At 63.9% G+C, this 26,586-nt stretch carries 27 protein-coding genes; 13 read left to right on the top strand and 14 right to left on the bottom strand.

The features are described from left to right. Positions 1 to 81 precede the first annotated feature (81 nt). The 3 genes from ASILVAE211_RS13750 to ASILVAE211_RS13760 form a co-directional block, all read right to left on the bottom strand. Entirely contained in the window at positions 82 to 906 is an 825-nt protein-coding gene (locus ASILVAE211_RS13750; RefSeq protein ID WP_227321899.1) for a transglutaminase family protein, read from the bottom strand. 93 nt (positions 907 to 999) lie between these two features. Next, a complete protein-coding gene (locus ASILVAE211_RS13755) occupies positions 1,000 to 1,464 on the bottom strand; it encodes an Lrp/AsnC family transcriptional regulator (RefSeq protein WP_227321900.1) in 465 nt (154 codons plus the stop codon). A 186-nt stretch (positions 1,465 to 1,650) separates the two neighbouring features. Next, entirely contained in the window at positions 1,651 to 1,935 is a 285-nt protein-coding gene (locus tag ASILVAE211_RS13760) for a BolA family protein (protein WP_227321901.1), read from the bottom strand. A 109-nt stretch (positions 1,936 to 2,044) separates the two neighbouring features. On the opposite strand from ASILVAE211_RS13760, the gene ASILVAE211_RS13765 reads away from it, so the two are divergent. The 3 genes from ASILVAE211_RS13765 (at position 2,045) to cobT (ending at position 5,727) form a co-directional block, all read left to right on the top strand. Continuing rightward, positions 2,045 to 2,650: a J domain-containing protein gene (locus ASILVAE211_RS13765; RefSeq protein WP_227321902.1), complete on the top strand. Its 606-nt coding sequence runs from the start codon at positions 2,045 to 2,047 to the stop codon at positions 2,648 to 2,650. A 131-nt stretch (positions 2,651 to 2,781) separates the two neighbouring features. After that, a complete protein-coding gene (gene cobS, locus ASILVAE211_RS13770; protein ID WP_227321903.1) occupies positions 2,782 to 3,792 on the top strand; it encodes a cobaltochelatase subunit CobS in 1,011 nt (336 codons plus the stop codon). Positions 3,793 to 3,849: 57 nt separating this feature from the next. Then, entirely contained in the window at positions 3,850 to 5,727 is a 1,878-nt protein-coding gene (gene cobT / locus ASILVAE211_RS13775; protein WP_227321904.1) for a cobaltochelatase subunit CobT, read from the top strand. 134 nt (positions 5,728 to 5,861) lie between these two features. Here cobT and ASILVAE211_RS13780 read toward each other — a convergent pair whose 3' ends face one another. The 4 genes from ASILVAE211_RS13780 to ASILVAE211_RS13795 all read right to left on the bottom strand — a co-directional run bounded on the left by ASILVAE211_RS13780 (position 5,862) and on the right by ASILVAE211_RS13795 (position 8,325). Further along, entirely contained in the window at positions 5,862 to 6,290 is a 429-nt protein-coding gene (locus ASILVAE211_RS13780) for a phasin family protein (protein WP_227321905.1), read from the bottom strand. 169 nt (positions 6,291 to 6,459) lie between these two features. Continuing rightward, positions 6,460 to 7,110 (bottom strand): TetR family transcriptional regulator, encoded by a 651-nt coding sequence (locus tag ASILVAE211_RS13785; RefSeq protein WP_227321906.1) that lies wholly within the window; start codon positions 7,108 to 7,110, stop codon positions 6,460 to 6,462. Between the two features lie 113 nt (positions 7,111 to 7,223). Further along, on the bottom strand, positions 7,224 to 7,727 hold the full coding sequence (locus ASILVAE211_RS13790) for a type III secretion system chaperone family protein (protein ID WP_227306635.1): 504 nt from the start codon (positions 7,725 to 7,727) through the stop codon (positions 7,224 to 7,226). 202 nt (positions 7,728 to 7,929) lie between these two features. Continuing rightward, positions 7,930 to 8,325 carry an accessory factor UbiK family protein gene (locus tag ASILVAE211_RS13795; protein WP_227321907.1) on the bottom strand — a complete coding sequence of 132 codons (396 nt, stop codon included), beginning with the start codon at positions 8,323 to 8,325 and terminating at the stop codon, positions 7,930 to 7,932. A 198-nt stretch (positions 8,326 to 8,523) separates the two neighbouring features. Between ASILVAE211_RS13795 and lgt the strand changes: the two genes are divergently transcribed. The 6 genes from lgt (at position 8,524) to ASILVAE211_RS13825 (ending at position 13,765) form a co-directional block, all read left to right on the top strand. Continuing rightward, positions 8,524 to 9,339 (top strand): prolipoprotein diacylglyceryl transferase, encoded by an 816-nt coding sequence (gene lgt, locus ASILVAE211_RS13800; RefSeq protein ID WP_227321908.1) that lies wholly within the window; start codon positions 8,524 to 8,526, stop codon positions 9,337 to 9,339. Next, positions 9,336 to 10,331 (top strand): class I SAM-dependent methyltransferase, encoded by a 996-nt coding sequence (locus tag ASILVAE211_RS13805; protein WP_227321909.1) that lies wholly within the window; start codon positions 9,336 to 9,338, stop codon positions 10,329 to 10,331. The genes lgt and ASILVAE211_RS13805 overlap by 4 nt, the downstream gene beginning before the upstream one ends. Next, a complete protein-coding gene (pgeF, locus tag ASILVAE211_RS13810; RefSeq protein WP_227321910.1) occupies positions 10,328 to 11,092 on the top strand; it encodes a peptidoglycan editing factor PgeF in 765 nt (254 codons plus the stop codon). The genes ASILVAE211_RS13805 and pgeF overlap by 4 nt, the downstream gene beginning before the upstream one ends. Then, entirely contained in the window at positions 11,080 to 12,117 is a 1,038-nt protein-coding gene (locus tag ASILVAE211_RS13815; protein WP_227321911.1) for a hypothetical protein, read from the top strand. Before pgeF ends, ASILVAE211_RS13815 begins: the two co-directional genes overlap by 13 nt. A 129-nt stretch (positions 12,118 to 12,246) precedes the next feature. Then, positions 12,247 to 13,179, top strand: coding sequence for a ribose-phosphate pyrophosphokinase (locus tag ASILVAE211_RS13820; protein ID WP_227321912.1), 933 nt, complete (start codon positions 12,247 to 12,249; stop codon positions 13,177 to 13,179). Between the two features lie 13 nt (positions 13,180 to 13,192). Next, complete coding sequence (locus tag ASILVAE211_RS13825) at positions 13,193 to 13,765, top strand: histidine phosphatase family protein (protein ID WP_227321913.1); 573 nt, start codon at positions 13,193 to 13,195, stop codon at positions 13,763 to 13,765. A 102-nt stretch (positions 13,766 to 13,867) separates the two neighbouring features. Here ASILVAE211_RS13825 and kdpC read toward each other — a convergent pair whose 3' ends face one another. The 4 genes from kdpC to kdpF are packed head-to-tail and all read right to left on the bottom strand — an operon-like array spanning position 13,868 to position 18,357. Continuing rightward, complete coding sequence (gene kdpC, locus ASILVAE211_RS13830; RefSeq protein ID WP_227321914.1) at positions 13,868 to 14,461, bottom strand: potassium-transporting ATPase subunit KdpC; 594 nt, start codon at positions 14,459 to 14,461, stop codon at positions 13,868 to 13,870. 16 nt (positions 14,462 to 14,477) lie between these two features. Next, positions 14,478 to 16,517, bottom strand: a complete 2,040-nt coding sequence (kdpB, locus tag ASILVAE211_RS13835) for a potassium-transporting ATPase subunit KdpB (protein ID WP_227321915.1) — start codon at positions 16,515 to 16,517, stop codon at positions 14,478 to 14,480. Between the two features lie 28 nt (positions 16,518 to 16,545). Next, a complete protein-coding gene (gene kdpA, locus ASILVAE211_RS13840) occupies positions 16,546 to 18,243 on the bottom strand; it encodes a potassium-transporting ATPase subunit KdpA (RefSeq protein WP_227321916.1) in 1,698 nt (565 codons plus the stop codon). Positions 18,244 to 18,270: 27 nt separating this feature from the next. Then, complete coding sequence (gene kdpF / locus ASILVAE211_RS26475) at positions 18,271 to 18,357, bottom strand: K(+)-transporting ATPase subunit F (protein ID WP_227322000.1); 87 nt, start codon at positions 18,355 to 18,357, stop codon at positions 18,271 to 18,273. A 262-nt stretch (positions 18,358 to 18,619) separates the two neighbouring features. Here kdpF and ASILVAE211_RS13850 point away from each other — a divergent pair, with 262 nt between their 5' ends. Next, entirely contained in the window at positions 18,620 to 20,515 is a 1,896-nt protein-coding gene (locus tag ASILVAE211_RS13850; RefSeq protein WP_319799570.1) for a potassium transporter Kup, read from the top strand. Between the two features lie 140 nt (positions 20,516 to 20,655). On the opposite strand, the gene ASILVAE211_RS13855 is transcribed toward ASILVAE211_RS13850, so the two are convergent. Together ASILVAE211_RS13855 and ASILVAE211_RS13860 are read right to left on the bottom strand one after the other, a co-directional pair. Next, a complete protein-coding gene (locus tag ASILVAE211_RS13855; protein ID WP_227321917.1) occupies positions 20,656 to 21,309 on the bottom strand; it encodes a glutathione S-transferase family protein in 654 nt (217 codons plus the stop codon). A 338-nt stretch (positions 21,310 to 21,647) separates the two neighbouring features. Continuing rightward, the gene (locus ASILVAE211_RS13860; protein WP_227321918.1) at positions 21,648 to 22,400 is read right to left on the bottom strand and encodes an SDR family oxidoreductase; all 753 of its coding nucleotides are present in this window, start codon (positions 22,398 to 22,400) and stop codon (positions 21,648 to 21,650) included. 99 nt (positions 22,401 to 22,499) lie between these two features. On the opposite strand from ASILVAE211_RS13860, the gene ASILVAE211_RS13865 reads away from it, so the two are divergent. Beyond that, positions 22,500 to 23,405, top strand: a complete 906-nt coding sequence (locus ASILVAE211_RS13865) for an AraC family transcriptional regulator (protein WP_227321919.1) — start codon at positions 22,500 to 22,502, stop codon at positions 23,403 to 23,405. A gap of 207 nt (positions 23,406 to 23,612) precedes the next feature. Continuing rightward, positions 23,613 to 24,362 carry an SDR family NAD(P)-dependent oxidoreductase gene (locus tag ASILVAE211_RS13870; RefSeq protein WP_227321920.1) on the top strand — a complete coding sequence of 250 codons (750 nt, stop codon included), beginning with the start codon at positions 23,613 to 23,615 and terminating at the stop codon, positions 24,360 to 24,362. Positions 24,363 to 24,383: 21 nt separating this feature from the next. On the opposite strand, the gene ASILVAE211_RS13875 is transcribed toward ASILVAE211_RS13870, so the two are convergent. Further along, complete coding sequence (locus ASILVAE211_RS13875; RefSeq protein WP_227321921.1) at positions 24,384 to 25,316, bottom strand: LysR family transcriptional regulator; 933 nt, start codon at positions 25,314 to 25,316, stop codon at positions 24,384 to 24,386. 76 nt (positions 25,317 to 25,392) lie between these two features. Between ASILVAE211_RS13875 and ASILVAE211_RS13880 the strand changes: the two genes are divergently transcribed. After that, on the top strand, positions 25,393 to 26,580 hold the full coding sequence (locus tag ASILVAE211_RS13880) for an MFS transporter (protein WP_227321922.1): 1,188 nt from the start codon (positions 25,393 to 25,395) through the stop codon (positions 26,578 to 26,580). Positions 26,581 to 26,586: the final 6 nt, after the last annotated feature.

The raw sequence follows: 26,586 nt of genomic DNA on the forward strand, positions 1-26,586 counted from the left end.
TCGAGGCCCGAAGGGCGCAGAGCTGACCGTTTCGTTGCGAATTATTCGCAACTAAAGCGGATCAATCGGCAATGGCACAGATCAGTTCAGGCTGCTTCTGAGCCGGCGCATGACGGCCCGCGCCCGTGTTAAATCCGCGCCCGGCGGGATCAGTTCCACCACATGGCCCATGCAGCGCACCGCCGCCGCGATCTGCCCCATCTGCTGATGGATGCCCGCCGCCTGCTGCCACAGGTTGATATCGGAGGGCGCGAACCGCAGCATGTCCTCGACCGCGCGCAGCGCACCGGCAAGATCGCCCGACTGTTCGCGCCGGTAGCTGATATTCTGCTGCAAGCGGATCAACACCTCCCGCTTGGTCATCCGCACGGTCAGCGCGGGTGCCGCCTTCTGCCGCCGCCGACCGTCACCGATGCGGGCCAGCATGCCTTCCAGATCCTCAGGCTCCAGAACGCGGCCGTCAGCAAAGATATCGAGCAGAATCTGCCCGTCATCGCCGTCCAGGCCGAGCACGAAATGGCTGGGAAAATTGATGCCATAGCAGTCCCACCCGGCGACCTCGGCGCAGTGCAGCCAGATGATGCCGAGGCCGATCGGCATGCCCCGCCGGCGCTCCGTCACCGCGATCAGGTTCAGGTTCTGCAAATCGTCATAGGTCTCGTAATCGCCGCTATAGCCGTAGCGGGACACCAGCATGGCAGCCAGCGCCTGTGCCTGTTCCTCGGCCCATGAGCCCGAGGTGTCGCGCAGATGGATGCAGTCCCGAGCGAGCTGGCTGAGATGTTTCTGCGCCCGCCGCCAGTCGGCATCCGGCTGGTCCAGCCGGGCCAGCAGCAGCGCGGTATCGGCCAGGGCGATTTCGCTGTCGGGCAGCTGACCCACAGCGTCGAGCGCGGCGCGGATCACCGCCGCGTCACCCTGATCGGCCGGAGAGGGGTCTTCGCTGTTATCGCTCAGGATCGGTCTCCCTGTCTGATGCCGATCCTGCCGGATGATCGGCTAAAGCGGCAGCGGCGCCGCCTTGATCTGCTCCATGGCGAAGCGGCTGGTCACGTTGCGTAAAGGCACCGCCGCGATCAGGCGTCGGTAGAAGGCGTCATAGGCGCTGATGTCGGACACTACGACATGCAGAACATAATCCACATCGCCCCCCATGCGCCATGCATGAACGATCTCAGGCGTTTTCTCGACCAGATCTGCGAATTTGGTCAGCCATTCGGCGGAATGGTCGGCGGTTTCCACCGATACGAAGACGGAGACCGGCAGGCCCAGCGCCTGCTGGTCCAGCACCGCGACGCGGGCCTTGATGACGCCGTCCTTTTCCAGCCGGCGAATGCGCTTCCAGCAGGGGGTGGGCGTCAGATGCACTTCCGCCGCGATTTCCGCGAGCGAGAGGGAGGCATCGCGCGCGATCAGGCGCAGGATGGCCTTATCGGTTTCGTCCATCGGCACTGCTGAAGCCATGGGCAATTGACTCTTCCATCATCGGGACGCCGTCACGGCTCCGCGCGATCATTGCAACAGATAATCGCGCTGACGGAAACATATTATTCTCCTGCCCTGCCCATTTCCGGCATGGATGAGAGAAATAAGGCCGAATTAGCAGGAATTTTAGAAGGGCTGCGCCCTTTGCGGCAGAGTGCCGCCAGGTCAGGCGACCTCGGCCGGGGCGCGCAGCGTCAGCGACAGCGCATGCAGGCCGCCGGCGAATTCATCGGCCAGCGCCTCGTTCACGGCGCGGGCACGGGCCACGCGGTTCATGCCGGTGAAGCGATCCGTGACGATGGTGACGTTGAAATGGGTCTCGCCGCCCTGTCCGGCCCCGCCTTCATGGCCGCGATGACCGGCATGGCGCGCGCTATCATCCTCCACCGCCAGGGACAGCGGCGCGAAAGCGCGCGCGAGCGTATCGGTCATGCGGGTCTGGCGGCTCATGGAAGTGATTTTCGCCGAAAAGCATGGGTCATTTCAACACCGCCGTTTGCCGTCCTGCCGTGCAAGAGCGGTGTTGCCAATCGCCGGCGCTTTTCACCATATAGCGGCCATGACACAACGACGCGCCCCCCGAGCCAGGGCTTATGCGCCCGACCCGGATGCGCCGGGCCGGCTCTGCGACCATCCTGGCTGCGAAGAGCTGGGCAGCTATCGCGCGCCCAAATCCCGTCTCGCGCTGAACAGCTACTTCTGGTTCTGCCTGGACCATGTCCGCGCCTATAACGCGAAATGGGACTATTATAAGGACATGACGCCTGGGCAGATCGAAGCCCAGTTGCGCGCCGATATTTCCTGGCAGCGCCCGACATGGCGGCTGGGCAGCAATGGCGGCACGCATGCGGCGCAGGAGGAATTGCTGCGCGATCCGCTGCTGCATATGGATGGCCGGCCACCGCGCAGCCACGCCTTTCGCGAAGCCATCGAAGCGCCGTCGGAACTGCGTCAGCCCCTGGGCGTGCTGGGCCTGACCTGGCCGGTTACGATGGATACGGTGAAGGCGCGCTACAAGGCGCTGGCCAAGAAGCACCATCCGGACGCGACCGGCGGTGGCGACGGCGCCGCCGAGGAACAGATCAAGCTGATCAACGGCGCCTATACGGCCTTGAAACGGCATTGGCCGGCCGATGAACGGCAACCGGCGGCCGCTACATCCTGACAGCCGGCATCAACCGGCTAAGGACCGAAGGGCGCTTGGCTGATCTGACATTGGGTTTCTGTGGCCTCGCCGGGTTGCGGTGCGCCCCTACTCCGCTAATCTGACATGAGCATGACAGGACAGTCTTTTCGATGATGAATGGCGCAAATTCCGGAACCGATTATGCGAAGAGCATCAGCGATCTCGGTACGCCCGACATCACGCTGAACGTGCGTGAGGTTTTCGGCATCGAATCCGACATGGTCGTGCCCGCCTTCAGCACCCGCACCGAGCATGTGCCGGATGTCGACCCGACTTATCAGTTCGACCGGGAGACGACGCTCGCCATCCTGGCCGGCTTTGCCTTCAATCGCCGCGTCATGGTCCAGGGCTATCACGGCACGGGCAAGTCCACCCATATCGAGCAGGTGGCAGCCCGCCTGAACTGGCCCTGCATCCGCATCAATCTGGACAGCCATATCAGCCGCATCGACCTCATCGGCAAGGACGCCATCGTCCTGAAGGACGGCCAGCAGATCACGGAATTCCGCGAAGGCATCCTGCCCTGGGCCTTGCAGCATTCCGTCGCCCTGGTCTTCGACGAATATGATGCCGGCCGCCCGGATGTCATGTTCGTCATCCAGCGCGTGCTGGAAGTGGCGGGCCGGCTGACGCTGCTGGATCAGAACCGCGTCATTCATCCGCATCCGTCTTTCCGCCTGTTCTCGACGGCCAATACGGTGGGCCTGGGCGATACGACCGGCCTCTATCACGGCACCCAGCAGATCAATCAGGGTCAGATGGACCGCTGGAGCATCGTCGCCACCCTGAACTACCTGCCCCATGCGCAGGAGACGGCGATCGTCATGGCCAAGCTCGGCATCGACCCCAAGGATGGCCCGGCCCGCCGCCGCGTGGAAAGCATGGTGGCGCTGGCCGATCTGACGCGCGCCGGCTTCATCGCGGGCGATATCTCCACCGTCATGTCGCCGCGCACGGTCATCACCTGGGCCGAGAACACCAATATCTTCGGCGACATCACCTATGCCTTCCGCGTCACCTTCCTGAACAAGTGCGACGAGGCCGAGCGGCAGACGGTGGCGGAATACTACCAGCGCTGCTTCAACGAGGAACTGCCGACCGGCCTGCGCCGCGCAAGCTAAGGAAGGCTGGACTCGCGTCCTGGCACAGGACGCGAAAACTTTCGCTAGGGGTAGGCTTTGAGCGGGACCAAGGACGGACAGGAACGCGCGGAAGCGTTCAAGCGGGCCACAGCCGGCACCATTCGCGCGGTCGCGGGCCAGCCGGAGCTGGAAGTCGCCTTCCAGGCCGGCCCGGCCAGCCTGACCGGCAAGCGCGCCCGACTGCCCTCCCCCACGCGTGGCCTGCCCCCGGCCGAAATGACCCGCATCCGTGGCGCGGCAGACGCCGTGGCGCTCCGCCTGAAGCACCACGACAGCGCCGTCCATGCGTCCCGCTCGCCGGCCAGCCGCGAGGCGCGGGATGTGTATGACGCGCTGGAACAGGCGCGCATCGAAATCGTCGGCAGCCGCCATATGGCCGGCGTTGCCGCCAATCTGCACCAGAAGCTGGCCGAGCAGATCGAGGCCGAGGGCTTCGACCGCATGACCAAGATGGAGCAGCTGCCGCTTGCCTCCGCCCTGTCGCTGCTGGCGCGGGAGCGGATGTCCGGCCAGCCGGTGCCGTCCGGCGCCGAGCGCGTGCTGAGCCAGTGGCGCGAGGCCATGGGCGATACCGCCACCGCCGCGCTGACCGATATGGCGGCCCATGCGGACGACCAGCAGGCCTTCACGCGCGCCGCCCGCAAGCTGTTGCAGGCTTACGATCTGGCCGATGCCGAGATTGAATCCCAGCCCGAGGAGCAGCCCGAGGGCGGCGAGGAAGCACCGGAGCAGAGCCCGCAGCAGGACGCCTCCTCCGAAGGCGAAAGCCAGTCCGAATCCGAAGCCGAAGCCAGCATGTCGGCCGATCCGCAGGACATGGAAGGCGAGGCCTCGGCCGAGGAAGCGACCGAAGGCGAGGAAGACGAAGCCATGGAAGCCGAGGGCGACGAACGCCCCGGCGGCCAGCAGCAGACGAAGGATCGCGGCCAGGAAGACACGCAGTACCGCGCCTATTCCAAGAATTTCGACGAGGAAATCGAAGCCTCGGAACTCTGCGACCCGGAAGAATTGTCTCGTCTCCGCCAGCAGCTTGATCATCAGTTGCAGCATTTGCAGGGCGTGGTGTCCAAACTCGCCAACCGCTTGCAGCGCAAGCTGCTGGCCCAGCAGACGCGCGCCTGGGATTTCGACCTGGAAGATGGGCTGCTGGATGTCAGCCGTCTGGCCCGTGTGGTGACGACGCCGACCGCGTCCCTGTCCTACAAGCGCGAGCGCGATACGGACTTTCGCGATACCGTGGTGACGCTGCTGATCGACAATTCCGGCAGCATGCGCGGGCGGCCGATTACGGTGGCCGCCATGTGCGGCGATATCCTGGCCCGCACACTGGAACGCTGCGCGGTGAAGGTGGAAGTTCTGGGCTTCACGACCCGCGCCTGGAAGGGCGGCCAGAGCCGCGAGCGCTGGGTGCAGGACGGCAAGCCCCGCAATCCCGGCCGCCTGAACGACCTGCGCCATATCATCTACAAATCCGCCGACGCGCCCTGGCGCCGCAGCCGCCGCAACCTGGGTCTGATGCTGCGCGAAGGGCTGCTGAAGGAGAATATCGACGGCGAGGCTTTGTCCTGGGCCTATCGCCGTCTGCTGACACGGCCCGAGCATCGCCGCATTCTGATGGTGATCAGCGACGGCGCGCCGGTGGATGACTCAACGCTGTCGGTCAATCCCGGCAATTACCTGGAAAAGCATCTGCGTCAGGTGATCCACGAGATTGAAAGCCGCTCGGCGGTGGAACTGGTCGCGATCGGCATCGGCCATGACGTGACGCGCTATTACCGCCGGGCCGTCACCATTGTGGACGCCGAGGAACTGGGCGGCACCATGATGCGCCAGTTGACGGCGCTGTTCGACGAGACCGGCGGCGCCGATGCCTGGGGCCGCGCCGCCGCCGAACGCACGCCCGCGATCGTCTAGCCTCGCTCAAAGTTGGGCGGGGTCGCCCTCACCCGTCATGCCCGCGAAGGCGGGCATCTTCTGCGCCTTGTCTGAGTGCCAAAGACAGAAGATTCCCGCCTTCGCGGGAATGACGGTGTATCGGTCTAAAGCGCCTAGGCCTTCTTCTCGACGGCCGCCTTGACTTCGTCGACGGCTTCCAGAAAGCGGCTATGGACCAGGCCCAGCGCTTCGGCGCTGGATTTGCGCAGCAGATCCTCGACCTCCTTCAGGTCGGACACGCTCTTCTCATAGGCGGATTTCAGCATTTCCGTCTGAAGCACGGTGCGCTCCTGCGGATTGGTGGTGGTCGCCAGCAGGCGGGCCGCTTCGGTCGCGTCCGCCACCTGGCGGCGGACGACGTCCACCTGGCGCTGGGTGATGGCCTGGGCGCCCTCGAAAATCAGCTTATTGGCGGCGGTCAGCGCCGCCAGATTGCGCTTCTGGGTCTCCATCAGCGCCGTCACGGCCGGGAAGGCCGGCAGCATATTGAGCGACGCGAAATACTTGGTGAGGTCACCGGGGAAATTCGGCAGATCGGACATCGTGTTACCTCCTTGGGCAGGATTTCAGGACAGACACGCCGCTTCTGAATGCGGGACGAGTTGGCCTCGTCTCCGCCCGCATATCGCACCCGGATGGGCCTCTCTGGCAAGCCTGCGGCGGCCATGACTTGGAACCGTCAACAAGGACGTGACCGCGCCCCCGCGCCGTCTAGAAAGTCGCATCGCCCGGCGGCGGCGCGGTGAAGGGCAGTTCGTCCCCGCCCGCACCGGGCGCGGCCTCCGCTTCCTCCTCGGGCGTCTTGTCGCCGATATAGCGCGCCAGCATGCCGGCACGGTCCAGCGCCTTGTCGGTCGCCGTCATGGTGCTGGTAAGGTCGGGGCTGTCATCCTGGGTCCAGGTGCGCACGGCGTAAAGCCAGACGCCGAGCAGGCCCTTGGTGCGCAGCAGGCCGCGCAGCCCGCCGGCCGGAATGCCCGCCCCTTCCAGCAGCCAGCCCATGCTGCGGGTGGAGAGCCGAGTCAGGATCAGCCCCAGCGCGGGGTCGAAGCGGGCGGCGTCCAGGACCGCGATGACACCGGCGCGATGCGCTTGCAGCACGTCGAAACGGCGCAGGATGATATCGAACAGACGGTCCTTGATCGGGCCTTCCGTTGTCGCACCCGCCAGCGCCGCCTGATCGGCGATGCTACCGAAGCGGATCAGCACATGCAGCTTCGTCGGAAAGCGGGCGCGGGCACGGGACAGATCCAGCGCCGCCGCGCGCGCCGCCTCGACGATGCTGACGCGAGCCCAGCCGCGCTCTCCCGCCTGGGCAAAGACTGCCGCCACCAGGGCCGCGTCGAATTCATTGTCGGTCATGCTGATCTGCCTTCCGTCACGGTCGTTTAATCTTGGCATTCATGCCGCCACAAAGAAGGGGCAGAGGCGTTGCCACCCCTGCCCCTTGCGATGCGAGACTTAAATTTTGGCCGTCAGGCCTCGCCCACGCATTCCAGCATCGCGGCGCGCAGCGCCTCTTCCGGCGGTTTGCCGCCGGCGATGACGAACTGGAAGGCGGGGAAAAAGCGCTCGCATTCCGTGATCGCGATATCGACCATATCCTCCATGCTTTCGAGCGACGCGCCCGGCGCGCCGCGCAGCAGCACGGCATGGCGGAAGACCGGCATGCCGTCATCGGCATCCATGCCGAAATGACCGATCCAGAGATGGGTATTGGCCAGAGCGAGCAGCTTGTAGAAATCGGCCCGGCGCTTCTCCGGCACCTTCATGTCGAAGGCGCAGGTGAAATGCATGGCCGAAATTTCGGAAGACCAATTGAAATAGAGACCGTAATCCGACCACTGGCCCGGCGCTTCGGCTGCCATTTCGGCATCGTTGCGGCGTTCGAAGGCCCATTCATTGGTGGATACGATCTGCTCGATGACATCGAGCGGATTTTTGACGCTAGCGTGAGCGGCAATGCTGCTTGCAGACATCGAAGGTCTCCTCGGTGCTGAGAGGAAGGCCGGATCGGCGGTGAGACGTTGCCGCTGCCGGATGATGGATTCCCCGATGGATCCCAGTTCCGACGTCGCGAATCGCCGCCTCCGTGTAAAACACTAGGGGCTCTGTTGCGCAAACCGCAAGTAAAGCCCGCTGGTGCAAAGGCTTATGAGGCAAACTGCCACAAAAGCCTCATCAGACAATCGGCGTAGGCGGGTTGCCGCCATGACTATCGTTTGAGGCGCCCGGCGGCAGGTCGCTGGGCGACGCCGGCGGCACGTCCTGCGGGAAAGCCGTGATCGGATCGACGACAACCGGCGTTTCCGCCGCTTTTCCGCCTTCCAAGACCACAATGCGGGCCTTCAGCGCCGCGATCTCAGCCTCGGCGGTTTCCAGCGCCAGACGCGTATTGGCAGCCAGATCCTGCACGGCGGCCAATTGTTCGCCACGCGCGATATCGAGTTTGTGAATGACTGCCTCAACCCGCGCGGTGAAGACGGCTTCAGCCTCGTCGCGCAGGCCGGTAAAGGCGGAGAAGGCGCCCTGCGCCACTCCTGCCAGATCATCCATGAAGCGGCCGCGCTCCTTCATATCCGTCCTCCTGCCTTCCACCCCAAGGGTGGGTTGCGTATAAGCCGCCGCCGGGGAACCCGAACCTCGGGTCCAAGCCTTGGCGACCAAACGTGTTCCTAACAGACTTGTGTCGCCGAGGGCAGTAGAGATGGGTTGTGACCGGCCCCCGGCCAAGAGCGGCCGCAGCATTCCTGGCGCGAGAGGCGTGACTTTGCCATGAAACCCTTGGTTTTTCCTGACTTCAACCCGATCCTGGTCAAGATCGGGCCTTTCGCCATCCATTGGTATGCCATCGCCTATATCGCCGGGCTGGTGATCGGCTGGCGGCTGGTGCGCCGCTTCGTGACCTGGGCCCCTGTTGCCGGCACGCCGCTTCTGGTCGACGATTTTCTGTCCTGGGCGACGCTTGGTGTCGTGCTGGGCGGCCGCAGCGGCTACGTGCTGTTCTATCAGCCTGTCGCTTTCTTTACCCATCCGTTGAGCATCTTCGCGGTCTGGGACGGCGGCATGAGTTTCCATGGCGGCATGCTGGGGGTGGCGGTCGCCATCATCTGGTTCTGCCTCAAGCACAAGCTCAACGTGCTGGCCTTCGCCGACCGCATCGCCATCGTGGCGCCTATCGGCCTCGGCTTCGGGCGCATCGCCAATTTCATCAATGGCGAGCTTTGGGGTCGCCCGGCACCCGCCGGCTGGCCGGGGGCGATGATCTTTCCGCGCGTCGACCAGATTCCCCGCTTCCCCAGCGAACTATACGAAGCCTTTCTGGAAGGGCTTTGCCTTTTCATCTTCATGATCCTGATGGCCCAGTCGGAGAAGCGCCGCCGCCGTGCCGGCGCGCTGACGGGCTTCTTCCTGGTCGGCTATGCCGTCGCCCGCAGCACCGGGGAATGCTTTCGCGAACCCGATGCCTTCCTGGGCTTCCTGTTCCGGGGCCTGACCATGGGCCAGCTTCTCTGCGTGCCGATGCTTCTGGCCGGCATCGCCCTGCTGGTGGTCGCCTATCGCAGCCGGCCGATCCCGGTGGCCGCTTGACGGAAGCCTTGCCGGAACGGCTGGACCGCTTCATGGGCCGCGCCAACGCGGCCTATTACGCGAATCACGATCCCTTCGGCGATTTCACGACGGCGCCCGAAATCAGCCAGATGTTCGGCGAGCTGATCGGGGCCTGGGCGGCGGTCGCCTGGGCGCTGATGGGACGCCCTGACCGCATTATCCTGGCCGAAGCCGGCCCGGGTCGCGGCAGCCTGATGGCGGATGCACGCCGGGTGACGGCCCGCGTCGCGCCCGATTTCCATGCGGCGGCGCAGGTCCATTTCATCGAAACCTCGCCCCGCCTGCGCACCGAGCAAGCCAAGCGCGTACCCGATGCCGCCTGGCACGATGACCTGAGCAACCTGCCGGATGGCCCGCTGATCCTGATCGGGAACGAGTTTCTGGACGCGCTGCCGATCCGCCAGTTTCGGGTCCAGGACGGCCAATGGGCCGAGCGGCATGTCGCCGGCTCCGACTTTGTGGAGATCTCCTGTCCGCCGCAAAGCGGCCTGCCGGTCGATGAGGCGGATGAGCAAGGCTATCTGGAACGGAACGAGCCGGCGGAGGATTTCGTGACCAGCCTGGCGCGGCGCCTTGCCGCGCACGGCGGGGTCGGCCTGCTGATCGACTATGGATCGGCGCAGAATCCGGGCGACAGCCTACAGGCGATCCGGTCCCGCCGCATGGCCCCGGCACTGGAACAGGCCGGTGAGGCAGATCTCACCGCCCTCGTCGATTTCGGGGCGGTCGCCCGCGCGGCCCAGCGCGGCGGCGCATCCATTCAAGGACCGGTGACGCAAGGCGCTTTCCTCAACGCCCTTGGCCTGATGCCCCGCGCCGTCAAGCTCGCGGCCGGAAGGCCCGAGACCGAGGCCGCAGCCGTTCTGGGCGCGGCCCGCCGCCTTGCCGAACCCGCCGCGATGGGCCGATTGTTCAAGGCCATTGCCGTTACGCCGCATGGTTTTCCGCCTTTGCCAGGATTAGCCGCATGACCCTGCCTTCGGTCACAGACCCTGCCCTGCCCGTCCCGCACGGCTTTTTCACGCGGGACGGCGGCGTTTCCACCGGCCCCTATGCCAGCCTCAACTGCAGCCTGTCGGGCGGCGACGACCGCGCGCTGGTGCTGGTGAACCGGTCTCGCGTGGCCCAGGCCCTGGGTGCCGCGCCGGAGAATTTCGTCGGCCTGACGCAAGTGCATGGGATAGAGGTCGCGACGGTCACGACGCCCTGGGCCCCCGGTGAAGGCCCGCGCGCGGATGCCATGGTGACCGGCACGCCGGGCATCGCGCTCGGCGTCATCACCGCCGATTGCGGGCCGATCCTGTTCGCCGATCCCGTCACCCGCATCGTCGGCGCCGCCCATGCCGGCTGGCGCGGTGCGGTGGCCGGCATCCTGGAAGCGACGATCGACGCCATGGTCGCCATCGGCGCCGATCGGTCGCGAATCGCGGCCGTTGTCGGCCCCTGCATTCGCCAGAACTCCTACGAGGTGGCGGCCGATATGCGGAATGCCGTGCTGGCGCATGACGCGGCGAACGCGCGCTTCTTCCAGCCTGGACGGCCGGAACGCTGGATGTTTGATCTGGCCGGCTATTGCGCCGGCCGGCTGACCCAGGCAGGGGTTGGCCTGATCGCGATCACCCCCGGCGACACGGCGGCGGAAGCGGATCGGTTTTTCAGCCACCGCCGGCGCACGCTGGCCGGCGGCGGCTCGATCGGACATCAGATTTCGGGAATTCGATGCGACGCGTGACTTTGTCTCTGTCCTTCCGTTACGGCCTGATGGCCCTGCCGCTGGCGCTGGCCGCCTGCGGCGCCTTTCCGCAACCGATGCAGGGCTATCCCGGCCGGATGGGCGCGATCCTGGCGCATCCGCCGCCGCAGCGCATTGTCGTGCCGACACCGACCGGCGCGCTGCTGGACGACACATCGGCCGGCGTTTTCGCGAATGACGTCGCCAATGCCCTCGCCGCGCAGACCGTGCCGGCCATGGCGCAGAAGCCGCAACGCGGCGACTGGGTGCTGAGCATCTCCGCCACCATGGCCGGCGACCAGGTGACGCCGACCTATAGTGTCATCGATCCGCGCGGCCATCTTCAGGGCAAGGAAAGCGGCCTGCCGGTTTCCAGCCAGGCCTGGTCTAACGGCGACCCGACGGCGCTGACGGCGGAGGCCAATGACGCCGGGCCGAAGATTTCCAGCCTGCTGTCGAATATCGACGCGGCGCTGAAGGAGAACGACCCGAACAGTCTCTACAACCGGCCGGCGCAGCTGGACTTCACGACGGTGGCCGGCGCGCCGGGCGACGGCAATACCTCTCTCGCCCGCGAGATGACGAAGGATATCGGCGCGCTTGGCGTGGTTGTCGTCAGCCAGAAGCGCGACGCCGATTTCACCATGCGCGGCCAGGTCAAAGTCGTAAACGTCGATGCCAAGACCCAGCGCATCGAAATCTACTGGATCGTCGATACCGTGGACGGCAAGGAAGTCGGCCGCGTGGCGCAGCTGCATGACATCGCGAAAGGCTCGCTGAACAGTTTCTGGGGCGATGTCGCCGTGGTGGCGGCGCAGCAGGCCGCCGGCGGCGTGAAGGAAGTGCTGGATAACAATATCGGCAAGCGCGCCTATGCGAAGCCTGCCGCGCCGAAAGCCGCGACGCCTGTGCCGGCCACACCCAAGCCGGCGACGACGAGCGCGATTCCCATACCGACGCCCGTGCAAGGGGCGACCGTCAAAGGCGTGGATTTCATGTTTCCGCCCTATAGCGGCGACGAATAGTCATGAAGGCGTCGCTTGACACCTTCATGCGGGATCGTGGAGTGCCTGTAACTGCGTGGACACAAAGCTGTCCCGTTGCTAGAAGCCGCCGCACGAAGCCAATCCGGCGCTGCTGACGGAATCTGCCGCATGAAAATCGTTGCCTGCAACAGCAACCGCCCGCTGGCGGAAGCCGTGGCCGCTGCTCTCAGCCTGCCACTGACCAAGGCATCGGTCCGGCGCTTCGCCGATATGGAGGTTTTCGTTGAAATTCACGAAAACGTCCGCGGCGAGGATGTCTTCGTGGTGCAGTCGACCGCCTATCCGGCGAATGATCACCTCATGGAGCTGCTCATCACTTTGGATGCGCTGCGCCGCGCGTCAGCCAAGCGGATTACCGCCGTCATCCCCTATTTCGGCTATGCGCGGCAGGACCGCAAATCCGGCTCGCGCACGCCGATCAGCGCCAAGCTGGTGGCGAACCTCATCACCGAGGCCGGCGCCAACCGCGTGCTGACCATGGACCTGCATGCCGCCCAGATTCAGGGCTTCTTCGATATTCCGGTCGATAACCTTTATGCCGCGCCGCTTTTCGCGCGCGACATTCAGGAACGTTATGCCGGCCGCGACCTGATGATCGTCTCGCCCGATGTCGGCGGCGTGGTGCGCGCCCGGGCTCTGGCCAAGCGCCTGGACGTCGATCTGGCCATCATCGACAAGCGGCGCGAGCGCGCCGGCGTCTCGGAAGTGATGAACATCATCGGTGACGTCGATGGCCGCGACTGCATCCTGATCGACGATATCGTCGATTCCGGCGGCACGCTGTGCAATGCCGCCGCCGCGCTGATCAAGCAGGGAGCGCGCTCCGCCAGCGTCTATACCACGCATGGCGTGCTCTCGGGCGGCGCCGTCGCCCGCATCGCCTCCTCCCCCATCGAGATGATGACGATCACGGACAGCATCCTGGCGACGGAAGCCGTGCGCCTGGCCGCGAATGTGCGCCAGGTCACCATCGCGCCGCTGCTGGCGGAAGCCATGCGCCGCATCTCTGACGAAAGCTCCGTCAGCTCGCTCTTCGACTGAGGATCATTCCCCTATGACGCAGCTGACGCCGGTCCCCTTCTGGTTCCTTCGCCATGGCGAGACGGATTGGAACGCCCAGAACCTGAGCCAGGGGGATATCGACATCCCTCTGAACGCCACCGGGCGGGCGCAGGCGCTGCGCGCGGCCGCGCTGATGCAGGGCCACGCGATCACGACCATCGTCTCCTCCACTTTGTCGCGGGCGCGGGATACGGCGGAAGCCGTTTCCGCCGTCACCGGCATCGCCGTGCAGACCGATGACGGGCTGCGGGAAGTGAAGTTCGGCGAGCAGGAAGGCCAGCCGATGGGCGATTGGTATGACGACTGGATCGCCGGCACCTATACGCCCGACCGGGCCGAGACCTTCGCGGGCCTGCGCGAGCGCGTGACGCTGGCCATCAACCGTGCGTTGGAAAAGCCGGCCCCGGTTCTGGTCGTGGCCCATGGCGCGCTGTTCCGCGCCGTGCGGGCCGCCATGGGGCTGGAGCCCAATGTGCGCACGCCCAATGCCATGCCGATCTTCTGCGAGCCGCCGGCCGCCGAAGGCCAGCCCTGGACCCTGACGCCGGTCGAGACGGGGCTGTAAGGCCCCGCCCCTGCTCCGTTCAGGCTTTCACTGAAACGACGTCATTCCAGCGAAGGCGGGCATGACGATGGGGAAAGCGCTTCAATCCCGGCCTGAAACGCATTAGCGCATCGTGCTGAGCGCCAGGTTCAGCTGCACGACATTGACATTGGCCGTGCCGATGAAGCCCAGCGCCGGCTGCGTCGCGATACGGTTGACCAGCGCGACCACGTCATCCACCGGCATATGCCGCGCGGCCGCCACAACCGGCGCCTGGGCCAGCGCATTGGCCAATGAGATATCCGGATCGACGCCGGACCCCGAGGTCGTCACCGCATCTGCCGGCACTTCGCCCGCGCCATAGGTCTTGTGCCAGGCGGCGATGCGCGCCTGGATGGTCTTGAGCAGCGCCGCACTGGTCGGCGCCAGGTTGGAGGCGCCGGACTCGCTGTCGTCATAGGGCGTGGCAATGGCATTGCCCTTGGCATCCGTTCCCATCAGCGCAGAAGGGCGCGATGCGAACCAGCTCGGCCCCGTAAAGTTCTGGCCGATGATGGCGGAGGCGACAGGCTGACCGTTCTGCACGATCAGGCTGCCGCCGGCCTGGAAGGGAAAGACCGCCTGGGAGACCTGGGTGAAGATGCCGGGCAGAATGAAGCCGAGCGCCAGGGTGAACAGCACCACCAGCGACAGGGCCGGACGTATTTCGCGGATCATGGAATGATCTCTCAATTCAAGAAAAGATGTGGAAGGCGTGCAGGATGACGTCGATTGCCTTGATGCCGATGAAGGGTGCCAGGATGCCGCCCAGCCCGTAGATCAGCAGATTGCGGCGCAGCAGCGCGCCCGCGCCGATGGGCCGGAATTTCACGCCGCGCAGCGCCAGCGGCACCAGGGCCACGATGATGACGGCATTGAAGATGACGGCGGACAGGATGGCACTTTCCGGTGACGCAAGGCGCATGATGTTGAGCGCCTGCAGGCCCGGATAGGCGCCGACGAAGATGGCCGGCAGAATCGCGAAGTATTTGGAAATATCGTTCGAGATGCTGAAGGTTGTCAGCGCACCACGGGTGATGAGCAGCTGCTTGCCGATTTCCACGATTTCGATGAGCTTGGTGGGGTCGCTGTCGAGGTCGATCATATTGCCGGCCTCGCGCGCCGCCTGCGTGCCGGTCTGCATGGCGACACCGGCATCGGCCTGGGCCAAGGCCGGCGCATCATTGGTGCCGTCACCGCACATGGCGACAAGCCGGCCTTCGTTCTGCACTTTCCTGATGTAGTCGAGCTTGTCCTGCGGCGTTGCCTCGGCAATCACATCATCGACGCCGGCTTCCGCCGCGATGGCGGCGGCAGTGATGCGGTTGTCGCCCGTCACCATGACGGTGCGGATGCCCATGCGGCGGAGGGCCGCGAAACGCTCCTTGATATCGGGTTTGACGATATCCTTCAGTTCAAGAACGCCGAGCAGGCGCTTGTCGACGCTGACGGCCAGAGGCGTCGCGCCGGCACCGGCCACGCGGCGCACGGCATCCGTGAAGGCCGCCGGCGGCTCGGTGATGCCGATGGCGCGCAGCACGGAATCCACCGCGCCCTTGCGGATGCTCTGCCCCGGCAGGTCAATCCCCGACAGGCGGGTATTGGCGGAAAAGGGCACGATAGTCGCCTGCTCGGGTGCTGCGACCGTGATGCCGTAGCGGTCCCGCACGAAGGACAGGATGGAGCGGCCTTCGGGTGTGTCATCCCCCATCGAGGAGAGCGCCGCGAATTGCGCCAGGTCGCGCTCGGCGATACCCGGCACCGGATAGAGCCCCGCCGCCATGCGGTTGCCGAAGGTGATGGTGCCGGTCTTGTCGAGCAGCAGCGCATCGACGTCACCCGCTGCCTCCACCGCGCGGCCCGAGGTTGCAATGACATTGAAGCGGATCAGCCGGTCCATGCCGGCGATGCCGATAGCCGAGAGCAGGCCGCCGATGGTCGTCGGGATCAGGCAGACCAGCAGGGCCGCCAGCACGGCCACACCCAGATTGGTGCCGGAATAGAGGCCGAGCGGCACGATGGTGACGACGGCGATGAGGAAGATGATGGTGAGGCCCGCCAGAAGAATATCGAGCGCGATTTCGTTCGGCGTCTTGCGGCGTTCCGCCCCTTCCACCAGCGCGATCATACGATCCAGAAAGGTCGAGCCCTGTTCAGCAGTGATGCGCACCACCAGCCAGTCTGACACGACCTGCGTGCCGCCGGTGACGGCCGAGCGGTCACCACCCGATTCACGGATGACGGGCGCGCTTTCACCGGTAATGGCACTTTCATTGACGGAGGCGATGCCCTGCACGATCTCGCCGTCCGACGGAATGAGATCACCCGTTTCCACCAGAACCAGGTCGCCCTGGTGCAGATCGGGCGCCGGGGTCGGCTTGAAGATATGCGGCTCGCGCGGATCGAGGATGAGCTTGGCCATCGTGTCGGTGCGCGCCCGGCGCAGGCTTTCCGCCCGCGCCCGCCCGCGCCCTTCCGCCATGGCCTCGGCGAAGGTCGCGAAAAGCACCGTCAGCCACAGCCATACGGCGACCGCGAATGAGAAGGCCGCGCCATGGCCGTGGACGATCTCCTCGATGCCGACGATGGTGGTGAGCATGGCCACGACTTCCGTGACGAAGATCACCGGATTGCGCATCAGCGTGCGCGGGTTGAGTTTGAAAAACGCGTCACGCGTGGCGCGGGTGAGGATCGTGCGGTCAAACAGCGCGATCTGTTCTGCATTCTGCGTCATGTTCTATGGCTTCTGTAAGATTGCCGGATCAATAAGTCTTGCCGGAGAAGAGCGCGAAATGCTCCGCGACCGGGCCCAGCGTATCCGCCGGCATGAATTGCAAGCCGCCGAGGATGACGATCACGCCGATAAGAAGGCCGGTGAAGAGAAGCGTGTCGGTCGGGAACGTGCCTGACGAGGCCGGCAGTTTCGGCTTGGCGGCGAGCGAGCCGGCAATGGCCAGAACCGGGATCAGGAAGGCGAAGCGCCCGAACAGCATGGCGGTGCCGAGGCCGTAATCCAGCCAGGGCGTGTCGGCCGTGATGCCGGCCATGGCGGAACCGTTATTCTGCGTCGCCGAAGTCCAGGCATAGATCATCTCAGACAGGCCATGCGGCCCGGCATTGGCCATGGAGCTGAGGCCGGTCTTGCTGATGACGGTATAGCCGGTGCCGACGAGGATGAAGAAGGTCAGGATCAGGAAGGACAGCATGGCGAGCTTGATTTCCTTCGCCTGCACTTTCTTGCCCAAGTATTCGGGCGTTCGTCCGACCATCAGCCCGGCCACGAAGACGCTGAGCAGCGCGAAGACGATGATGGTGTAGAAGCCCGAGCCGACGCCGCCCGGCGCGATTTCACCCAGCTGCATCATGAAGATGGGCACCAGTCCGCCGAGCGGCATATAGCTGTCGGTAAAGCTGTTGACGGCGCCGGTGGATGTGCCAGTGGCCGCGACGTTGAAGGTGGTGGAAGCCGCGATGCCGAAACGCATCTCCTTGCCTTCCATATTGCCGGGTGCGGCACTGATGCCGGCCGCGACATGCAGCGGATTGCCATGGGCCTCGGCGGCATAGGCGCCGATACTGCCGGCGATGAGGATGGCGGCCATGGCGGTATAAAGAACGAAACCCTGGCGCGGCTTGCCGATCATGCTGCCGAAGGTAATGGGCAGCGCGAAACCGATGACGAGCAGCGCCCAGGTTTCCAGAATATTCGTCCAGATCGTCGGGTTTTCGAAAGGATGGGCTGAGTTCGCGTTGACGAAGCCACCGCCGTTGGTACCCAGTTCCTTGATCGCTTCCTGCAAGGCCATGGGGCCGACCGCGATGGTCTGCGCGCCGCCGATGAGGGGATGCACGGTCGCGAAGGGTGCGAAGGTCTGCGGCACGCCGGCCCAGACCAGCACGAGGCCGACGACGATGGCCGCCGGCAGCAGCAGATACAGGGTGATGCGCGTCAGGTCGGCGTAGAAATTGCCGAGCGAGCCGAGATTGGACGCCGTGAAGGCGCGCATGACGGCGCCGGCGACCGCGATGCCGGCGGCGGCCGAGACGAACATATGCACGCAGAGGCCGAACATCTGCGCGCCATTGGAAATCTGCGCTTCCGGCACATAGGCCTGCCAATTGGTATTGGTGGCGAAGCTGACGGCGGTATTGAAGGCCAGCCGTGGCGACATGCCGGCGATATGTTGCGGATTGAAGGGCAGATACTGCTGCAAGCGCAGCATGGCATAGAGCAGCACGACGTGAATGACGCTCAGCAGCAGCAAGGCGACCGTATAGTCCTGCCAATGCATCGGCCGATCCGGCTTGATGCCGCAAATGGCGTAGATGCCGCGCTCGACGGGCGCCAGAAACCGCACCTCGCCCTTGAGGATGCGCGCGATATAAAGGCCGAGCGGTATGGCGCTGGCCAAAACCAGCACGAAGACGAGGGCCATATAGGCCCAACCCGAGACTGTCATGATGTGGTTGATCCGTGGCCGGGAGAATCAAAAATCTTCAGGGCGCAGCAAGGCCCAGACGAGATAGACGAGCAGGCCGGCGGAAACGCCGCCGCCGAGGATGAGATCGAGCACAGCTCAGACCTTTCGACAAAATGTAACGAAACCGATCAGAAGGATGAAAATGACCGCCATATAGGCGACCGTGATCACGTCTCCCATGATGAGACCTCACTCTTGCTAACCTGCGGAGCGTGCCGGAGAGCCGCGTTAAAGCGCCATTCGCGAAAGGGCGGCCGGGCATTAAAGCGGAATTAAATCCCTGGCCCTTGCCTTAGCCGGGCAAAAGCCGATCTTGGGCAGGACAGAGGCCGATAGGCGCGACGAGGAGCAGGGCTTGGACAGCGGCGACACAAACCCGGCGGACCACCGGCCGGCCAAAGCCATCGGCGCGCTGACGGCGCTCGGCATCGTCTACGGCGATCTGGGCACCAGCCCGCTTTATACCTATCAGACCATCGTCTCGGATGCTGGCGGCCACCCCTCGGCGCATGTGGCGCTGGGGCTGCTGTCCTTGGTCATCTGGGCGCTGATCGTCACGGTATCCGTCAAATACTGCGTCTTCGTGATGCGGGCGGATAATAACGGCGAAGGCGGCATTCTGGCGCTGATGTCCCTCGTCACGCGGCAGGTCGGCGGGGCCAGGGCCAGGACCACGGCGGCCCTGATCGTCATGGGCCTGTTCGGCGCGGCGCTGATTTACGGCGACGGCATCATAACCCCCTCCATCTCCGTCCTGAGCGCGCTGGAAGGGGTGACGGTCGTCACCAGCAAACTGCAACCCTATGTGCTGCCTGCCGCCTTAGTCATTCTGTTGCTGCTGTTTGCGGCCCAGCGCCTGGGCACGGGCAAGATCGGCCGCTTTTTCGGCCCCATCATGCTGATCTGGTTCATCGCCATCGCCCTGCTGGGCCTGATGGCCGTCATCCGCCACCCCGGCGTGCTGGTGGCCGTCAACCCGGCCTATGCGATCGGCTTTCTGGCCCGGCACGGCATGCACAGCCTGTTCGTGCTGGGCGGCGTCTTTCTGGCCATTACCGGCGGCGAGGCGCTGTATGCCGATATGGGCCATATCGGCCGCGCGCCCATCCGCGCCGCCTGGACCGTCATCGTACTGCCGGCCCTGCTGCTGAGCTATGCCGGGCAGACCGCGCTCATCATCTCCAACCCTGGTCTGACCGGCAATCCCTTCTTCATGCTGGCCCCCGGCTGGGCGATTATCCCGCTGGTCGTGCTGGCGACATTGGCCACGATCATCGCGAGCCAGGCGATCATCACCGGCGCCTTCTCCCTCACCCGCCAGGCCATTCAGCTCGGCTGGCTGCCGGGCGTCGTCATCCGCCAGACCTCGGACGAGGAATATGGGCAGATCTACGTGCCTTCGGTGAACTGGCTGATGATGGTGGCGACGCTGGCGCTGACCTGGGGTTTCGGCAGTTCCGCCAAGCTGGCCGGCGCCTATGGCACGGCCGTTTCCACCACCATGCTGCTGACGACGGCCCTGCTGTTCAATGCCATGCGGGATGTCTGGCGCTGGCCGCTTTGGGTCGCGGCCAGCCTCAGCGCGCTGTTCCTGGTGGTCGATCTGGGCTTCTTCACCGCCAATATCCTCAAGATCGCCGAAGGCGGCTGGATACCGCTGGTGCTGGGAGCGGCCATCTTCATCGCCATGCGCACCTGGCGGCGCGGCGTGCGCGCCATGAAGGCGAAAATCGACGAGGAGGAGCGCGCGCCCAACCAGCTCATGGCCGATCTGGCCGCCGGGCGCATTACGCGCGTACCCGGCACGGCGGTCTTTCTCAGCCGCACCGGCACGGCCGTTCCCATCATGCTGACGCGGCATGTGGCGCAGATGGGCGCGCTGCAAAAAACCGTCGTGACGCTGACCCTGGTTTTTGAGGAAGTGCCGCGCGTGTCAGCGGCGGACCGCGCGCAGGTGGAACAGGTAGCCCCCGACTTCTGGCATGTGCGGGTGCATTTCGGCTTCGTGGAAGTGCCCAATGCAATGGTGGCCTTGGCCAGCGCGCGCGCCCATGGCTGCCCGGTCGATCTGGATGAGGCGGTGTTTTTCGCCGCGCGGGACCATGTGGTGCGGGGGGCGACCAGTCATCGCCTGCCGGCCTGGCGCCGCGCCATTTTCAGCGTGATGTATCGCAATGCCGTGCGGTCCTCGGACCGGTTCGACCTGCCGGCCGATCGCTTTCTGGAAGTCGGCCGGCAGGTCGAATTGTAGGTACGGGTCGGCTTTGCGCAGATGGACGTTCCAGACCGAGATATCGGCCAGTTTCCCCCTCATCCATTCATAAGACTGCCGGAAGGCACGCTAAAGCAGACCAAACTCGCCTTCGGTCGGGATATCGCACCACTGACTAATCATGGAATTCCATTTGCACCATGCTCACGGAATCCGGGCCGTTGTAAAAGGCGCTGATAGTAAGCATCGACCGCAGGATAGTTGGGACGATCCATGGGCGTACTCAGCCAGCGGTTGACCGACAAGCCGAGAACAATATCAGCAAGCGTAAAATTTGCCCCAGCAACATAAGCACCAGTGACTACGAGACGGTGCTCGAGAATTTCCATTTTTTTGTTCCAGGCGCGGACGCTAGCCTCAATGCCGCTGCGGTCGGCGCTGGCCGGGTCGAGCCGGACAAGACCGAGGAAGGCCGTTCGCCAGGACGGGTTTAACTCCGTTGCCTGCCAGTCCATCCATTGTTCAACGTGGGCACGTCCTCGTGGGTCGGGCGGTAGTAAATCAACCCGCCCTGCATTTGCAGCAAGGTAACGGCAGATCGTGTTCGATTCCCACAATGGACCTCCGGCATCGATAACCACAGGCACCAATCCATTGGGGTTCAGTGCAAGGAACTCCGCCGTATCAGTCCGAGCGAAGCCGCTTCCGTAATCCTGCCGGTCAAATTCGAGCCCGATCTCTGCACAAGTCCAGAGAACCTTGCGAACATTTATAGATGTTGCCTTACCCAGAATTTGAATCATGAGGAATGCCGGAATGTCGTTGCGGGCCAATTATGCCGCACGGATCGCCTTTCGCCAAACCTAACTGGCGAAGGCATGGTTTCAAAGAACTCGCCTAAGCTGCTACTGATCCAAGGCTCTAACGATGGCTCCCAACCGATAGGCGGCTTTCGACCCATGGGAGACGATCAGCACATGTTAACGGTCACCCGAAAGCAGACATCGGCAACGTTAGATTGAGGACAGTTTTGGGCTGCCTCAATCCAGACATTTCATCGTCTCGCTTGGCATTTACGGCGAGAATCACTTAGTCGCTGCCACTCGACAACGCCTTGGCCGGGTCAAAGCTTATCGCACCCGCAAGTGATGCCACAGACGGGCGCCCATCATCAGGCTTCGTTAAACACGGTCACGGCGTCAGCGCCTGCTGGAATGCGACCTGGAGCAGCGTCATTGGTCGCCGCTTCCCAAACGGCTTCAGCGACGTCAATTGCGCGGGTGATCTCCTCGTGGGGACCACTGAAGCCAGCCATGACTGCTTGGCCAAGCTCTGCATAGGGTTCGGGGAAATTCAGGCCCTCCGGCATCTGAGCGAAAGCATTCGCGCCGAACTGGGTATCTGGCGCCAAGCCCGGCAACACAATCTTTACCTTGATATTGAAAGGCTGAACCTCGATGGCAAAGGATTCGCTGAATGCGTTCACGGCCGCTTTACTAGCCGTGTAGATCGAGAGAAGCGGCAAAGACTTCAACGTAACGGTTGATGTGACGTTGACGATCGTCCCGGATGTACGATCCCGAAATTGCGGCAGGATTGCCTGACACATGGCCATCGTGCCGAATGTGTTGGTCTCGAAGATGCGGCGGGCTGTGTCGATGGATGTCCCTTCGAGGGCGTTCAACCATCCAATGCCAGCGTTATTGACTAAGACGTCGATGTCACCGGCGGCGCTGATGGCTTCGGCAATGCTGGCAGGGTCCGTCACATCCAGCTTAAGAAGCAGGAGATTCGGTGCAGGCGGAAGAACGTCATTGCTCGGCGTCCGCATGGTCGCGACAACGCGCCATCCGCGCTCAAGGAAAAGCTTTGCTGTTTCCAGGCCAAAGCCGGAAGAGCAGCCAGTAATCAGGACGGATTTCATAAGCGCCGTCGCTCCTTTAAGGGTGTCGGATAGACATAGCGTTGAATGTCCGGACGCCATATAATATAAAGTCCATTTTTCATTCGAATGAGTCCAGACGTGTCCGACCCGCTCGCCGAGATTATTTCTCTCCTTCGTCCGAAGATTGCTTTCACGAAGGTCGCTAGTGGTGCGGGGCCATGGAGGCTCCGCAAAGAGAGCGATGGGCACTTGTTCTATTGCGTTGTGGTGGAAGGTGGCTGCCGTATCCGATTAGATGGCCAAGACGAGCTTACCCTTGAAGTCAGCGACTTCGTTCTGACAACGGCTGCAACAGGATTCTCGATGAGCAGCCTGCACCCAGATTCCGGGACCATGCCCTTGTCGGAGCCCAACCAGTTGCCAACGGGTGAGTTCTGGCTTGGAGATCGGGATCAGCCCGTCAATGTGCGCAATTTGGTTGGCCACTGCACCTTCACATCCCCTGACGCGGCACTTCTGATGTCCTTGATGCCAGCCATGGTGCATGTGAAGGGGGAAAAGAGGCTGGCGACTTTGGTCTCTCTTCTGGGTGAGGAAGCTAAGGGCAATCGGCCGGGTCAGGAAGTCGCGCTGGGGCACCTTCTTGAGCTGATGCTCATCGAGGCCTTTCGCTCGACGGCAAATCTAGGAACGATGCCAAGCCTTATCCGTGGACTGGCGGACGAGCGTCTTGCCGCAGCTATCAGGTGTATGCACAGGGCGCCGGGCCATGAATGGACGATGGCAGAGCTTGCGAAAGAGGCAGCTTTGTCGCGCTCAGCCTTCTTCGACCGCTTCCGCCGGGAGGTTGGCATGACACCTATGGAATACCTGCTTAATTGGCGAATGGCGCTGGCCAAAGACCTTTTGCAGGGAAACGGAGGAGGTATCGCGGCAGTTGCTGCGCAAGTTGGCTACCGGTCAGCCAGCTCATTCAGTGTGGCATTTTCAAAACACGTAGGGATCGCGCCTGCACAATACGCGCGTGCAGGGCATACGCGCTAAGGCAGGAAGTTCCATTCTTTGCGCCAACGCCGCTCGCATCATGCAAGAGCTTGTGAAGCGCGATCCACGAAGACAAGAAAACGGCTGGTGGATTTCAACCCGACGAAGATATTCCAACCCGTTCTCCACGTTGCTGAAAGCCGACATTGCGCGCATGCTCCATAGTAGTCGATCGGCCAAAGCTTTTTGAAACGCGAGGGTTGAGAGTTGCCTGAAACAGAAAACAAGCCCGTTGCACTTGTCACGGGTTCAACCTCCGGCATCGGGCTCGCTGTAGCTCGGCGGCTTGTGCGCGAAGGCTATAGAGTCGTCATCCACTCCCGAAGTTCAGTAAGCGCCGGTCTGGAGATCGCCAAGGAGCTCGGTTCTGCTAACTATCTTCAAGCCGATTTAGCTCAACAAAAAGACCGAACGCGCCTTGTTCGTGAAGCTGTCTCTTTGTGGGGCCGCCTGGACGTTTTGGTCAACAATGCCGGGATCAGCGGCATCATTCCGCACTCCGATCTTAAAGCAGCAACGTCAGAAATCTGGCATGAATTATATGAAGTTAACGTTGTTGCGGCATTTCATCTTATTTCTGAAGCCGAAGCTTCATTGCGCGCAGCAGCAAGCCTTGGCTCGTCTGGGAATGTCGTCAACATTAGCTCACACGCAGGGGTTCGCCCAAAGGGAGCCTCTATCCCATATGCAGCGACCAAGGCCGCTCTGAATCACATGACGCGCTTACTGGCGGTGTCGCTTGCCCCGGATATTCGAGTGAACGCTGTTGCACCTGGCCTCGTGGATACCCCTCTGACGGCGGATTGGACGGTGGCACAGGATTTGTGGCGCACGCGCTCACCAATGCGCCGACCGGCGACGCCGGATGATATCGCACAGGCAGTCGCGATGTTGGTCGAGTCCAGTTATTTGACCGGCGAGATTTTACTCTCAGACGGGGGGCTTAACTTGACCTAGGGAGACAAGGAATTGTTCGATCTAGGTGGCATTCCATTCAAAACAGACCATCTGCAATCCCCCGGCAGCGCCGTCCACGCGTCCCGACACGGCCAGGTAGTCCAGCAGCACCCGCATGCGGGCCGGCAATTGTCCGGATTGCCCGACATAGACGGCGTGGAAGGGCTCCTGCCTGGCCGCGCCCGGATTTGTTGGCAGAACAACCAGGCGGCCGCAGGCGACTTCGTGGCGCACGGTGAATTCCGCCAGCCGCGCCGGGGCGACGCCGGCCAGCACCAGACGCCGGATGCCTTCGCCGTCGCTGACCCTGACGCGCGCGGGACTGGTCTCCCCTGTCCGCAGCCAATCGCCCGACGCGCGCGTATAGGCAAAGCCGACGCGGTCGCGCGCCGCTAAATCGTCGGCGTCCACCGGCAGACCGTTGCGCGCGATCCAGGCGGGGGCCGCCACGACCACCAAAGGCGTCTCCCCCAATGACCGCGCAACGAGGCTGGATGCCGGCAGCGCGCCTGCGCGGATGGCGATATCGCTGCCATCTTTCAAAAGATCCGCGACGGCATCGGTCTGGATGATGTCGACACTGATATCGGGATACTGCTCCAGAAAGGCGGGCAGAATATCGGCCAGCACATGGGCCACATAGCTCATGGAACTATTGATGCGGATACGCCCGGCGGGAAGCCTGGCGGCACCGATCTCACGCTCCGCGAATTCGATCTCGGCCAGGATGGCCAAGGCCCGCGCATGAAACTGTTCCCCTTCCGGGGTCAGGGCAATTCTGCGGGTGGAGCGGCGCAGCAGCGTGGCGCCCAGGCGCTGTTCCAGCCGGGTCATCAGCTTGCTGACCGCCGAGGGCGACAGGCCCAGCACGCTGCCGGCGCGCGCGAAACCGCCCTGCTCCACCACCCGGACGAAGGCCGCCATTTCCCCGGCGCGATTGGGTTCTTGCCGCATTCCTGACGTTCACTTCACGAATAAAGTTCCTGCCCGAAGTCTAATTCATCCAACCGATCCGCGCCATGATCAGGGCATGAAGACTCATTCCGCGTTTCCCCTGCCTTTATTGGCCCTGGCGGTCGGTGCTTTCGGCATCGGCGTCACCGAATTCGTCATCATGGGCGTGCTGGTGCAGGTGGGCGCCAGTTTCGGCGTCTCCACCAGCATGGCCGGGCTCCTCATCTCCGGCTATGCGCTCGGCGTCGTGGTCGGCGCGCCGGTGCTGACGATCCTGACCGGCCGCTGGTCGCATAAGCGCGTGCTGCTGGCCCTGATGGCCATCTTCGTCATTGGCAATATCGGCTGCGCCATCGCCCCGACCTATGGGCTGATGATGCTGGCCCGCATCATCACCGCTTTCGCCCATGGCACCTTCTTCGGCGTCGGCTCGGTGGTCGCCACGCAATTGGTGGCGCCCAATCGCCGCGCCTCGGCCATCGCCATCATGTTCACCGGCCTGACCGTCGCCAATATCCTGGGCGTGCCTTTCGGCACCTGGATCGGCCAGCTTGCCGGATGGCGCGTCACCTTCTGGATTGTCGCGGCCATCGGCCTATTGGCCTTCGGCGTCATCGCCTGGCTGGTGCCGCGCGATGCGGAAGGGCGGCCATCTTCAGATCTGGCCGCAGACCTGCGCGTGATCGCCAAACCCGCCGTGCTGCTGGGCCTGGCCACCACCACGCTGGGCTATGCCGGTGTCTTTGCCGTCTTCACCTATATCGCGCCCTTGCTGACGCGCGTCAGCGGCTTCGGCGAGGCCGCGATTTCGCCGATCCTGCTGCTGTTCGGCCTGGGTCTGGTGCTCGGCAATCTCGCCGGCGGCCGGCTTGCCGACAAGGCGTTGATGCCCGCCATATTCGGCACCCTGGCTTTGCTGCTGGTGACGCTTGTCGCATCGGGGCCGCTGCTGGCCTTCAAGACCGGCGCTATCCTCACCGTCGCCGCCCTGGGCTTCGCCGCCTTCGCGACCGTCGCCCCGCTGCAAAGCTGGGTGATGCGCAATGCGCAGGGGGCCGGCGAAAGCCTGGCATCCAGCTTCAATATCGGCGCCTTCAACCTGGGCAATGCCATCGGTGCATGGGCCGGCGGTGTCGCGCTCGACAGGCTGGGCCTCGGGTCCGTGACCTGGGTCGCGGCTCTCTTTCCCCTGGCGGCGCTGGCTGTGGCGGCTGCCGCCTGCCTGCGCGCCACCCCCCGCCATCACCTGCAAACCCGCTCCTAAAGGATC

This window comes from Acidisoma silvae, from assembly GCF_020618775.1.
GTDB lineage: Bacteria > Pseudomonadota > Alphaproteobacteria > Acetobacterales > Acetobacteraceae > Acidisoma > Acidisoma silvae.